Source organism: Leptodesmis sp. (genome assembly GCF_052746595.1).
This window is the reverse complement of record NZ_JBRAGO010000128.1, coordinates 1-11,331: the sequence shown is the minus strand read 5'-3', so window position 1 is coordinate 11,331 and position 11,331 is coordinate 1. Positions and strand designations below refer to the sequence as shown.

Here is an 11,331-nt window from a genome sequence, read left to right as displayed (position 1 = left end):
CCTTAACCCCCACCTGCTACGCGAGGATGGGGGAGTGCAGGCTGATTTCGTTCAACCTTTGCCTCTATGCGGATCTCTTACCCCCTCTCTGCTTCAGAATCTGAAACCCGCACCCGTATTCTCAAGTCGGCTTTACGATTATTCTCTCGTTAGGGCCATGATGGCACGATAACTCGTGATCTGGCAGAAGCGGCGAATGTTGCTGAGGGCACCCTATTTCGCCACTTTCCCAATAAAAAGGCGATTCTCATTGAAGTCGCGACTCAGGGGTGGGTGGAGATTCTTACTGATCTGCTTATGGAATTGAGTAGCATGGAGAGCTACAAGGCCGTGGCCCAGGTGATGAAGCGACGGATGATACATCTGCACGATAATGCGGATATGTTGCGGGTGTGCTTTATGGAGGCCCAGTTTCATCCGGATTTGCGGGATCACATTCAGACGGAAGTGATTGCCAAAATGACCGATGTGGCCGAGGCATTTTTTCAAACGGCAATGGATCAGGGCATCTATCGGCCAATGGATGCCAAGATGGTAGCTCGTGTATTTTTGGGGATGTTTGCGATCGCGGGGTTCAGCCAGAGCACGATTATGCCCCCAGGAGCCGCCGCTGCCGAAATGCAATCCATGGCAGAAGGATTAGCGGATATTTTCCTGCATGGTGTCCTGGCTCACCCCGAATCTTAAGTTTTTAGGATGTGTGACGCGTTAGCCGTAATGCATCAAGGCTTGAAGGATGCATCGCGATGCTCTACCAAATCCTACGTGGGAATTTGAGTGGTGAAATGTGAGATCTTTGCCAGAATATAAAGCCGTCAGGAGGCAAGGGCATGACCACCAAGCAGACACTCACTTTTGACGAGTACTTGATCTATGAAGAGTTAGACAGAATGACCGATCGCAAGTCACTGCCCCAAGTCCTGAAACAACGGCGGGAGAAGTTAGCTACCCAGTTTCCGACTCCCGTGCTGCTGTGGTCCGGTCAAAGTAGTTCTCGCAATTTTCCGGCGAATATCTTTCCGTTTCGGGCCAGCAGTCATTTTCTTTACTTTGCCGGATTGCCGCTGGAAAATGCTGCCATTCGTTTAGAGCAGGGAAAGTTGACTCTATTTATGGACGCTGGCAGTCCGGCGAGTACTCTCTGGCATGGAGAATCACCAACCCCAGAGGTGATCGCAGCCCAGATGGGAGCTGACGCTGTTTATCCACTGGCTGATCTGGAACGCATGACCGCAGGCTGTGCCACGATTCCAGTTCAGGATAGGGCTACTCAAGCGCTGCAATCTCAACTGTTGAACCGGGCGATCGCTCCTATTGATGCATCCGACTCCCTAGATCGGCAGTTAATGCAGGCGATCGTGGCGCTCCGTCTGGTTCATGACACCTATGCTCTGGCAGAATTACGTCAGGCAGCGGCGATCAGCATCCAGGCTCACAAAGCGGGAATGAGGACGACCCCAACAGCGAAGACGGAAGCGGAAGTGCGGGCGGCCATGGAAGCCGTAATTCTGGCCCATAATGCAACGACGGCTTATAACAGCATTGTCACCGTTCATGGCGAGGTGTTGCACAACAATCACTATCACCATGATTTGCGATCGGGCGATCTACTGTTAGCTGATGTGGGGGCAGAAGTTGCCTCCGGTTGGGCCTCGGATATTACCCGCACCTGGCCCGTTTCAGGAAAATTTTCCCCGACTCAGCGATCGCTGTACGAGGTGGTGTTACATGCCCACGATCGCTGTATTGCCGCGATGCGTCCGGGGGTGGAATACCGGGATATTCATCTGCTGGCGGCTCAGACCATTGCCGAAGGATTGCTGGATCTGGGAATTTTATGGGGCAAGGCTGAGGACTTGGTGGAGCGAGATGCCTATGCCTTATTTTTCCCGCATGGGGTGGGCCACCTGCTGGGATTGGATGTGCATGATATGGAAGATCTGGGGGATCTGGCCGGCTATGCGGAGGGCAGAACGAGGAGCGATCGCTTTGGCCTCTGTTATCTACGGCTGGATCGTCCGTTGCAACCGGGAATGCTGGTGACGATCGAACCAGGCTTTTATCAGGTGCCTGCGATTCTCAGTGATCCCGATCGACGAGAAACCTATCGTGATGTGGTGAATTGGGAGCGGTTGGCGGAATTTCAAGATGTGCGGGGAATTCGGATTGAGGATGATGTGCTGGTGACGGAAACGGGTACAGAGATATTGACGAAGGATTTGTCGACCCAGGCGGATGCGATCGAGCAATTGATTAGCCATTGAGATTGCCTTCAGCTTCGATCGTTAGCCCCCAAAATTCTTCTACTGGAAGGTGCCATTTAGCATTTACTTGCCAAAGACCTCTGCATAGCAGGCAATCGCAGCTTTCACATCAGCCAAGACTCCTTCATAAGTTTCTCCCTGCCCAACGATCGCGCCCACAATGCCAACAGGATAGGCAACATATCCATCCGGATGTTTCTCAATCACAATTTTGAACTGTCTTATGAGAATTACTTATTGCAGTATGAGGCTGAGCATAATCTATTGCTGGGAATTTCTCATACGTTGTTGCATGATCCCGATCACTATCCTGACCCTCCTTATCTGGTCGCTCGTACCACTGACGACAACAGTGAAATTCTTAACTCGGGCGAAATTGGTAGCTTTTGCGAAAGGTCATCTCAGGTTGGCAACAGAAGCGGATCACTCTTTATTGCTGAAATGGTTTGCGGTGGCTTCCGCTGTGACTAGTAAATTCATTTCGTAGTGGCGTACTCGCAATTGGGTCACAAACGGTTGCATTACAGAACGTCTACCTCACCCAACAGTGAACTGGTGGTTTCAAACAAGACATAGAGGGAGAGATTGCCCTGGAGCCAGTCCTGAACAGCAGTGCGAAAGATTGCCAGCAAGGTATTCCAATCTTTGGGATTGGCTGTGGCAAAGTTTTCTGGCTGGGTATAGAGCAAGATGTGGCCTTTGTCGCTGAGTTGATCGAAATCTGTCAGACAATCTTCAAAGGCATCCCAGTTATAGCCAAAATAATCTGGAAACTGGAGGGCTTGCGCTGCCGCTTGCAAAAATTCTGTCTTAGTGGCGATGTTTTCCCCGTCCAGGCAGATCAGGTGCAAATTATGGTTCTGACAGAAAGTTGCCAGAGCCTCGCGATCGATAGGGGGTGGGACGCGATACAGACCAGGAGGGCGATTGCCTGCTAGAGCAATCGTAATTTTATTCATAAAGGCATTGATGCTATAGAGAGTGATTTTGTCAGTCAGTGATTTTGAAATTGATTGCGATTCCTCGCTCGTAGGTTCCTTTTCAACAAGTTGCCGCATATAAACCTTGTTCAAGTCCAGAACCGTAGTTTCTCTGATAGGAAAACTCCAGTTCTCTAGCTGGACTTGGTTTAAACTCTTTAGCTTCGTTAGCAGACTTTTACCGGGGGACTTCCCTCCGGCCCCTCGCTTTTTGGGGGCCTAACTCCCCCACGCCCCCCGAAAGGTATTTCTTGCCTGCACCTAAAGTCTCTCGTAGACCAATACAATTTGGGTGTACCAAAGACTTTTACACCGACTATCAATCCCTTCTGGAGGGGGTTCGGGGGACGCGGCCGTCCCCTGATTTCGGGGGGTTTGGGGGCAGCCCCCCAAGGGTCGGATCTAGCGAGACTTACGGGATACACAGCAGCCTTGGAGGAAGATCGGGAGTTTCTGTATGCTCAGTTTAATTCTGTCTGTTTACTTAGACCTTAAAATTTGACTCTGACAAAACTCTGGTAATGGTTGCCCGTATAATAGTATTCCTGGCTCTGGCCTGTGACAATGCGGCGTGCGCCCCGATCGCGAGAACCGGGAGTGGGGACAGTGTATTCCCGGTAGTAACCATAGGGTTTAAAGGGCAACCGTTGTTCTCGATTACCAAAAACCGTGCCATCTTTTCGATAGGGAAATGGCCCTCCTTTTTGAATCAACTGGATCGTCGTTTTGACTTCAACCGGCAGTTGAGTGATGGCAACAATAGGGATTGACGCTGGTTTACGAGCCAGAGTAAATCCTGCACTATTGGTCACAGGGAAAGCAGAAAGCGGAACGGCAACCGTTGTCCCTAGACAAAGAGCTGTCAGGGTGGACAACAGGAAGCGAGTGCCTTGATGCATCAGAGTCATGCCGCAAGTGTCAAACGAGTGACACTCAACTGAAGGAATGCTTCAGTTTACACGGTGACGGGAACATTGATTCCAGCCATAGCAGCTTTGCGCTTTTCAAAGACCTGCACCACCCCTTTGATGATGGTTTCCACTACGGATCGATCGCACAGTGCCAAAAATTCCTCTGGGCCGATCGTCTTTTTGAAGTACTCCTTCGCCTGCACCAGTAGCCGTTTCGCTTCATCAAAGCCAATGGATTTAATGATGTAGGTGGCTACGGGAGAATTGCGAACATCATAACTGGAGGACTTGCTGCGGCCTTTCTCTAGTAGCGCCAAGACTTCGTGTTCCAGATCATTCGCTGGCAGCACAGTGACAGGAATCCGAGGCAGGAAGTTCTCCAATTGGGCACCAGGTAATCCTCGTCCGGGTAGCTCACCCATGATGGTTGCTAAGGGAATGTCTTGGCCGATCCGCTGAGAAAGGGCTTCAATCACCGCGATCGACAACAACTTACTGCCCAGATAGAGCCGTGCCACTTCCAGATTCTTTTGAGTTTGAGTAATCAACCGTTGATAGGTGCCTGGATCCGGTTCATTCCGATACCGCTGAAAGACGAGTTCGGGCTTCAGGAAATTCATAAAGCCTTCCATCTTTTGTAAGGACGTGCGGAAGCCAGAAACAGTGTAGAGATTCGCGCTCAGGTCGTGATTGGTTTCTGGCATCAGGTTCCAGGTATTGTCCAGAAACTCGGCTGAAGACTCATAGGCAAAATTTTCCACATCCCGATTGGCCAGCCGTACCGCCCGCTCCACCACTTCATGCACCTCAGTTTCACTCCAGCCCAAACCAATGTTTTGATTGGTTTTCACTAACCGATCGAACAGCAGTTCAGCCGCACTTTGCCCTGCATCAGATTTAGGCCGAAAAGGAATGGTGGCTTCAATACAAGCAGAAATTTTGGCGATCGCATCCAGGGGCAGGGCGTGTTCTAAACATTTGGCAGCAACGACGGCACTGAGAAATTCGTTTTGTCCCGCTACGGGCATCAGAGTTTGCCCAGGAGTAAAGCCAAAAATCTGAGATACCAGTTCAAACAACGGATCGTTGGGCAGTTGACAGCGTTCTAGAATCACTAGTTGGCCACCAATCTCTTTCACAAAAGGGGAAATGTAGCGGCTAACATTGAAACTTACCCACTGATCCACCTGTACATACACTAGATCGTGGAATAGCGCTGATAAGACCTCGATCGCGTCCCCGGTTTCCCCCACCTCAAAGATATGCTGGGGCGTATGAAAGTATCGCCAGGGGCCAGACATGGTTTGAATGATGAGTTCAGCCGTAATCGACAACTGGGCAGGATCTGCTGTGCCGTTGAGTTGCCGGATAGAGCGATTTAATTCATCAAAACAACGCTCATAATCTTGCCCAAATCCCTGATCTTGTCCTGAACTCATGGCAGAGTCTCTACTCATCTTGAGTGCGGTGCACTGGGTTTTTTGAAATGGTATCAGGAATAGTTCGAAGTTGTGACATAACTTGATACCGTTGTGGAAAAGCCTCCTGCCGTGTGTTTGCCCCTATATCTAGTTTAGGTCTCAAATTCCGTCAAGAGTACTGCATCCCCTCACCTCCAGGATGCCCAGAAGTGAGGAGACAACACACAACGTGCTGATTTATGTGTAGCTCAAGGGATAGATACTAAGCCAAATTCTGCTCCACCACTTTAACTAGCGCTTCCGTCCACTGATTCACCAGTTGATGAGTCACAGCTTCGACCATGACCCGGATCAGGGGTTCTGTTCCCGATGCTCGTACCAATACCCGTCCTTGATTTCCCATGGCTGCTTCTGCCTGGGCGATCGCACTTCTCAATGGTTCACACTCCTGCCACTGCAGGCGACGGACACGATCTTCCACGCGCACATTTTTCAGCTTTTGGGGATAGGTCTGGAAGCTTTGATTGACCAGATCGGCCAGAGATAGGCCCGATTGTTGAATTAATTGCGCCAGGTGGAGAGCCGTTAGCAAACCATCGCCACTCACACCAAAGTGCCTGCAGAGGATGTGGCCGGATTGTTCTCCCCCCAGGACAGCTCCATGACGCAGCATTTCCGCATGGACGTACTGATCGCCCACCGCTGCCCGGATTAGAGTGCCTCCCTGTTGTTCCCAGGCCCGCTCAAATCCCAGGTTGGACATCACCGTTGCGACGATCGCTTGACCGGGAAGCCGATTTTCCTGTCGTAGCACCATGCCCCACAAGTAGAGAATGTAGTCCCCATCCACGGCACGGCCCTGATTATCGACTGCCAGAACGCGATCGGCATCGCCATCAAAAGCAAATCCTAAATCTGCCCTGTGAGTCATCACAGCATCCTTCAAAAGGCCCAGGTGGGTGGAGCCACAGTTGACATTAATGCGATCGCCATCGGGACGATCGTGCAAACAGATCACCTCCGCTCCAAGAGCCTGAAAAACCCTAGGAGCCAGTTCTACCGCCGCCCCCCAGGCTAAATCCAGGACAATCCGCATTCCTTTAAGAGGTGTGGAATCTCCCTGAGCGGTTATTAAAGGCTCTTTTAAGGAGGTGCAGTACTCCCGCAATAACTCTGGTCGTTGATAGCGCTGGCCCCATTTATCTGTGACTACTGATAGTTCAGCCGTCTGGCCTCGCAGGGCTGCTTCAATTTGTTCCTGAGCTTCTAGTGGGAGCTTATTGCCTTGAGCACCAAAAAACTTAATGCCATTATCTTCTGGCGGGTTGTGGCTGGCAGAAATCATCACGCCACCGATCGCCTCTGTGCTAGAAGTGAGATGGGCAACCCCTGGAGTCGGGCACAGTCCCAGATCCCATACTTCCAGGCCTGCTGCCGTCAGTCCAGCCGACAGAGCCATTGCCAGCATACTGCTGGAATTGCGAGAATCCTGTCCAATCACCACAGGCCCTGGTTTGGTCGCATGAGTTTGTAATACCTGTCCTGCCCAAAAGCCAAGCTGAAGCACCAGTGCAGGAGTCAGCAAATCTCCGGCCCGTCCTCGAATCCCATCAGTACCAAATAAGCGGTTTTCTGGGAGGGATAAGGTTCCCCACTCCAACCTTGATTTGATAACTGGAATAGTGGCCTGTCCCTTACTTTTCTGGGGTAGCCATGTGACTAAAGAGTCCCGCAAATCCGATTGAGCTGTCTGAACCCCATTTATAGATGGATTCAGAACACCAGACTCCTGAGTTTTCACAGGGGATGAAACCATACCTACAACTCCACACACTACACACAGAGGAAGATAACACTTTCTGTAACTAATGGAGCTTATTCCCAAAGTCTCCAGGTCTCAACTTTCATGCAACCAGTTGATAGCCAGACTTTTTGCTGCTCATTGCCAGGTTTGCAGGACACCCTGTATATGGAAATTCTCAAGTAGAAATTCTCAATGACTACCTTTCACAAAGGATTTGCTGTTTCTAGAGGATAGCCTAGAGGCAAACAGGCGTTAAGTGATTCTACTGGACTTTATTGATACTTTATGAGCCGTTGATCATGTATAGAAATCAAACGAAAAGCCTTCTAAACCAAGGCCAACTAGAGAACGGTCATTTTCCTAACTGAAAGAAACTATGGTTCTGGACTTGGGCAAGGCTTAGCCAAGGTTGGCATCTATTGCTGGCACTAAAGAAATTGCTATTTTTTGCCGTCTAATTATCTCAAGTTGCCTACGGGCAGTATCAGACCTAAACTCCCACTTCCTTTAACAGCGCCTGCATCATTTCCCACGTCAACCCTTGTTGAATGTAGTGAGGCATATCGGGATTGTAGGGACTATAGGCGCGATCGATCTGAATAATCTCTGCATGAGCCGGAAGGACTGGAATATCTGGATCAAAGGCAGTAGAGCACATCAGGGAACTGGAAAAGCCTTTAAAGACCATGATCTCATCCGGTTTCCCATTCACCTCAGCCTTTACGAGAAGCACTTCCTGAGGGTGTTTGAGAGTGTACTGTTCCAGTCGAAAAAGGGGGGTCATACGAGCCTCTATAGTCCGGCAGCAGAACGGCCCTGCTTGCCCAAGCGAAAAAATACAAAATAGGCTAGATAGACAACATAAACTCCTAAAGCCAGGGCAGCCAATAATCCCAGGGTGTAAGGCTTCATCCCTGCATTGAAAAATTCTCGGAAGAGCCAGGGAGCATCTAACCAGATCCGGCAGAAGGACTGATCAACCATTGCTTTGGAAGGTAGAAATGCACAGCGCAGTGCTGGGGCCAGAGCGATCGCGCTCACTAGGCAATATGCGCTGATCCCCCAACGCCAGGCTCTAACAGCCAAACCTAGCCGCTTCTGAGGCAACTCAGTAATCTCCTCGTTCAAATCCACCCAGAACCAGAGGGAAATGGGGATCAAAATTCGGGCAAACCATGCAGCAAAAAAGCCCACTGGAACTGCGCCAATCATGAGATAGATGGCGATCGCTATCAAACTGGCCACTCGCCAATAGATGAATAGCAAATGCTGTACCGCTTCTGATTTCTCCACCAAGGCCCAGATCAAGAGAGCCAGCGGACAGATAACGGTGAATAACAGCGCCAATCGATAATCAGTCCAGATGAGAGAAGGGAGCCAGGGAGGGCTTTGCATAGGGATGGATGCTCAACAATCAAACGCTAGAATTGCCAAAAGCCAGACCGAAAAAATGAGTAGCCAGAATGCTCTTTAGCATTTAAGCTACTCAAACTTCGGAGAAATACGAAAATGAACGATTAACAGCCTTAACATCAGGAGAAAATCACTCCTTAGTCGTCATAAATCCGGCATTCAACGGCTTCTGGATTATCGTCGCAATACTGCTCCAGAGAATTCTTGGGCTTCGTCTGCCGCTGATGAGACGCTTCAGCCTGCAGTTCCTCAACGGCATCCCAAGCCGCTGCACACTCAGGAGAGGTGCTACCTTTTACATCGCAAACGGCACGGGCCTGTTGCAACTCTTCATCAATTTTTTGCTGAATGTCACTCATGAGATCTGTCTGTTAGTGATACAGAGGTAATAGCATATTAAGGACTCCCTAGCCGAATCTCTTAAGGTTTGCATCCGGTTTTAGCGGGCAAACAGACCGGCTAAGGTATCGACGTAACATAATGTTAATGCCAAACTAGCCTGAAGTCACTCGATTTGTGTTGTACGAACCCGGTAGTCTTTCGTCCAACATTCTGTAAAAATGTCTCCTAAAGTAAAGAATGCAGCCTAAAGCGGGAATATCGCTAAAAGCACGTCTTTAAGTCAAGGTTAATCCAGCATAATTTGATTTGGTAGTTTGCACGGGTCAGATGGAGAGATGTGATGGCAGTACCGACAGGAACCCCAACCCAATGGGTTAGTGCCTTATCCACCCGCCCTTCCCTGGAAGCCGCGATCGCAGAAGTCGTGCAGCAGACACAGGCCGCATTGCAGACTCCGGCCAACCTGGGGCTGGTGTTTATCTCCTCAGCCTTTGCTAGTGAATATTCCCGGCTCATGCCGCTGTTGAAAGAGCGGTTGCCCGATATTGCCCTGGTTGGCTGTGGGGGCGCGGGCGTAGTTGGGATGAATTCCTACCAACTAATCCGCGAAATTGAAGGAGAACCCGCCCTTTCCCTAACCCTTGCCAGTCTTCCTGGTGTCAACGTTCACTCTTTTCATCTATCCGCCGATGAATTACCCGATCTGGATAGTCCGCCCAATACCTGGGTGGATTTGATTGGCATCTCTCCGGCGGAACAACCCCAATTTATTTTGCTGGCCGATCCTGCATTTGGCCGCTTAAATGACCTGTTGCAAGGGCTGGATTTTGCCTATGCCGGGTCAACCAAAGTAGGTGGATTAGCCAGTGGCAGTACGACGGCTCACGGAGGTGGCCTGTTCTGTAACTACCGCCTCCATCGCGAAGGGATGGTGGGACTGGCCCTCAGCGGTAATATTGTGCTGGATGCGATCGTCGCTCAGGGATGCCGACCGATCGGCGAACCTTATCTGGTGACGGAAGGCGAACGGAATATTTTATTAGCCCTGGAAGAACATCCCAGTTCAACAACTGCGTCTTCAGGTGGGAGTGCTGTTGTATCCCAAAAACGTCCTCCTTTAGAAGTGCTTCAGGAGTTAATTCAAAGCTTAAGTGAGGAAGATCGGGCTTTGGCCCAACACTCCCTGTTTATTGGCATCGCTCAAAGTGAATTCAAGCAAACCCTGGAACAAGGGGATTTCCTGATCCGGCAACTGATTGGCGTAGATCCCAGAGTAGGGGCGATCGCCATTGGCGATCGAATTCGTCCCGGTCAGCGCGTCCAGTTCCACCTACGGGACTCCAAAGCTTCTGCAGAAGATTTAGAGACACTGCTCCACCGTTATCAGCAAACCAGCGGCCCAGAAAAAGGGCCTGCCATTGGAGCCTTGATGTTTTCCTGCACAGGTCGAGGCGAAGGGTTGTACGGGGAAGCTGATTTTGATTCTCACGTCTTCAGCCACTTCTTCCCCACTGTTCCCTTGAGTGGTTTCTTCTGCGCTGGTGAAATTGGCCCTGTTGGGGGTAGTACCTATATGCATGGATTTACGTCAGTGTTTGGAATCTTCCGGCAAACGTAAGCGGAGTCAAGAGTTAAAGAGTTAAGAATTGAAAGTTAAGAGGATGTTTGAGAAGTCGCAATCGATCTGAAAAGGGGTGGTATGCGGTCAAGGATCCCTAAAAACTACCGCAAAACTGTATTTTTAACTTTTAACTCTTAACTTCTTCAGAACTAGCGTTGTGTCGTTATCTATCAGCCGGGGTTGGCCTGTTTCGTCGATCGCACTGCAGCGATTGAAGAACTGACGAACGGCGGGGGGAAAGTGAGGAAAGTCGAAAATGCAATCGCCGTGGGCAACATCAGCCCAAAAGTTCCGCAGGCTGGGCACCAGAGGTTCGGCCTGATCCAGGGACAGATTTAAGGGAGGTTGGGTAAGCAATTGCAGCATGAAGGAGGGCGATCGGAGTCCCAGCCAATCTCGCGAAGTTTGCTGTAAAGCATCCCAACCTGGCACCGACTCCACCCGTTCGGATTGAATTTGCAAGCGGTAATGGCCTTCCTCATCCGCCTGTAAATGCAGAATCCGGTAGGGATGGGGATAGCTGAGTGACATCCTCCCGACACCGATGCTACGCATACGGTGCGGGCTTCCCAAGA

12 protein-coding genes and 2 pseudogenes are annotated in these 11,331 nt (G+C 50.3%); 5 read left to right on the top strand and 9 right to left on the bottom strand.

The genetic code is table 11. From position 1 onward, the window contains the following. Window positions 1–168: 168 nt before the first annotated feature. The 3 genes and pseudogenes from ACUVQO_RS20595 to ACUVQO_RS20585 form a co-directional block, all read left to right on the top strand. Window positions 169–246: pseudogene (locus ACUVQO_RS20595) on the top strand (TetR family transcriptional regulator); the annotation flags it as partial. Between the two features lie 51 nt (window positions 247–297). Continuing rightward, window positions 298–687 carry a TetR/AcrR family transcriptional regulator C-terminal domain-containing protein gene (locus ACUVQO_RS20590; RefSeq protein WP_445927702.1) on the top strand — a complete coding sequence of 130 codons (390 nt, stop codon included), beginning with the start codon at window positions 298–300 and terminating at the stop codon, window positions 685–687. A 143-nt stretch (window positions 688–830) separates the two neighbouring features. Continuing rightward, on the top strand, window positions 831–2,264 hold the full coding sequence (locus tag ACUVQO_RS20585; RefSeq protein WP_445927701.1) for an aminopeptidase P family protein: 1,434 nt from the start codon (window positions 831–833) through the stop codon (window positions 2,262–2,264). A gap of 63 nt (window positions 2,265–2,327) precedes the next feature. On the opposite strand, the gene ACUVQO_RS20580 is transcribed toward ACUVQO_RS20585, so the two are convergent. After that, window positions 2,328–2,471, bottom strand: coding sequence for a hypothetical protein (locus tag ACUVQO_RS20580; protein ID WP_445927700.1), 144 nt, complete (start codon window positions 2,469–2,471; stop codon window positions 2,328–2,330). On the opposite strand from ACUVQO_RS20580, the gene ACUVQO_RS20575 reads away from it, so the two are divergent. Next, the gene (locus ACUVQO_RS20575) at window positions 2,457–2,735 is read left to right on the top strand and encodes a hypothetical protein (protein ID WP_445927699.1); all 279 of its coding nucleotides are present in this window, start codon (window positions 2,457–2,459) and stop codon (window positions 2,733–2,735) included. The two genes, ACUVQO_RS20580 and ACUVQO_RS20575, sit on opposite strands and share 15 nt — an antisense overlap. Before the next feature lie 50 nt (window positions 2,736–2,785). Here ACUVQO_RS20575 and ACUVQO_RS20570 read toward each other — a convergent pair whose 3' ends face one another. The 7 genes from ACUVQO_RS20570 to ACUVQO_RS20540 form a co-directional block, all read right to left on the bottom strand. Further along, window positions 2,786–3,223 carry a barstar family protein gene (locus tag ACUVQO_RS20570; protein ID WP_445927698.1) on the bottom strand — a complete coding sequence of 146 codons (438 nt, stop codon included), beginning with the start codon at window positions 3,221–3,223 and terminating at the stop codon, window positions 2,786–2,788. Between the two features lie 512 nt (window positions 3,224–3,735). Further along, complete coding sequence (locus ACUVQO_RS20565; RefSeq protein ID WP_445927697.1) at window positions 3,736–4,152, bottom strand: ribonuclease domain-containing protein; 417 nt, start codon at window positions 4,150–4,152, stop codon at window positions 3,736–3,738. A 47-nt stretch (window positions 4,153–4,199) separates the two neighbouring features. Further along, window positions 4,200–5,594, bottom strand: a complete 1,395-nt coding sequence (locus tag ACUVQO_RS20560) for a hypothetical protein (protein ID WP_445927696.1) — start codon at window positions 5,592–5,594, stop codon at window positions 4,200–4,202. Between the two features lie 244 nt (window positions 5,595–5,838). Then, window positions 5,839–7,392, bottom strand: a complete 1,554-nt coding sequence (gene glmM, locus ACUVQO_RS20555) for a phosphoglucosamine mutase (protein ID WP_445927695.1) — start codon at window positions 7,390–7,392, stop codon at window positions 5,839–5,841. Window positions 7,393–7,870: 478 nt separating this feature from the next. Beyond that, complete coding sequence (locus ACUVQO_RS20550) at window positions 7,871–8,164, bottom strand: DUF7734 family protein (protein WP_445927694.1); 294 nt, start codon at window positions 8,162–8,164, stop codon at window positions 7,871–7,873. An 8-nt stretch (window positions 8,165–8,172) separates the two neighbouring features. Beyond that, window positions 8,173–8,775: a DUF3177 family protein gene (locus ACUVQO_RS20545; RefSeq protein WP_445927693.1), complete on the bottom strand. Its 603-nt coding sequence runs from the start codon at window positions 8,773–8,775 to the stop codon at window positions 8,173–8,175. 155 nt (window positions 8,776–8,930) lie between these two features. Then, entirely contained in the window at window positions 8,931–9,152 is a 222-nt protein-coding gene (locus tag ACUVQO_RS20540) for a Calvin cycle protein CP12 (RefSeq protein WP_233743571.1), read from the bottom strand. 323 nt (window positions 9,153–9,475) lie between these two features. On the opposite strand from ACUVQO_RS20540, the gene ACUVQO_RS20535 reads away from it, so the two are divergent. Beyond that, complete coding sequence (locus ACUVQO_RS20535; RefSeq protein ID WP_445927692.1) at window positions 9,476–10,753, top strand: FIST signal transduction protein; 1,278 nt, start codon at window positions 9,476–9,478, stop codon at window positions 10,751–10,753. Window positions 10,754–10,876: 123 nt separating this feature from the next. Here the strand turns inward: ACUVQO_RS20535 and ACUVQO_RS20530 are convergent. Continuing rightward, a pseudogene (locus tag ACUVQO_RS20530) lies at window positions 10,877–11,331 on the bottom strand (hypothetical protein); the annotation flags it as partial.

What these genes read in the sequence shown, in the direction of transcription:
- ACUVQO_RS20590 (WP_445927702.1), top strand. Translation starts at nt 298, where the DNA reads ATGGAATTGAGTAGCATGGAGAGCTACAAGGCCGTGGCCCAGGTGATG.
- ACUVQO_RS20585 (WP_445927701.1), top strand. Translation starts at nt 831, where the DNA reads ATGACCACCAAGCAGACACTCACTTTTGACGAGTACTTGATCTATGAA.
- ACUVQO_RS20575 (WP_445927699.1), top strand. Translation starts at nt 2,457, where the DNA reads ATGTTTCTCAATCACAATTTTGAACTGTCTTATGAGAATTACTTATTG.
- ACUVQO_RS20570 (WP_445927698.1), bottom strand. Translation starts at nt 3,223, where the DNA reads ATGAATAAAATTACGATTGCTCTAGCAGGCAATCGCCCTCCTGGTCTG.
- ACUVQO_RS20565 (WP_445927697.1), bottom strand. Translation starts at nt 4,152, where the DNA reads ATGACTCTGATGCATCAAGGCACTCGCTTCCTGTTGTCCACCCTGACA.
- ACUVQO_RS20560 (WP_445927696.1), bottom strand. Translation starts at nt 5,594, where the DNA reads ATGAGTTCAGGACAAGATCAGGGATTTGGGCAAGATTATGAGCGTTGT.
- glmM (WP_445927695.1), bottom strand. Translation starts at nt 7,392, where the DNA reads ATGGTTTCATCCCCTGTGAAAACTCAGGAGTCTGGTGTTCTGAATCCA.
- ACUVQO_RS20550 (WP_445927694.1), bottom strand. Translation starts at nt 8,164, where the DNA reads ATGACCCCCCTTTTTCGACTGGAACAGTACACTCTCAAACACCCTCAG.
- ACUVQO_RS20545 (WP_445927693.1), bottom strand. Translation starts at nt 8,775, where the DNA reads ATGCAAAGCCCTCCCTGGCTCCCTTCTCTCATCTGGACTGATTATCGA.
- ACUVQO_RS20540 (WP_233743571.1), bottom strand. Translation starts at nt 9,152, where the DNA reads ATGAGTGACATTCAGCAAAAAATTGATGAAGAGTTGCAACAGGCCCGT.
- ACUVQO_RS20535 (WP_445927692.1), top strand. Translation starts at nt 9,476, where the DNA reads ATGGCAGTACCGACAGGAACCCCAACCCAATGGGTTAGTGCCTTATCC.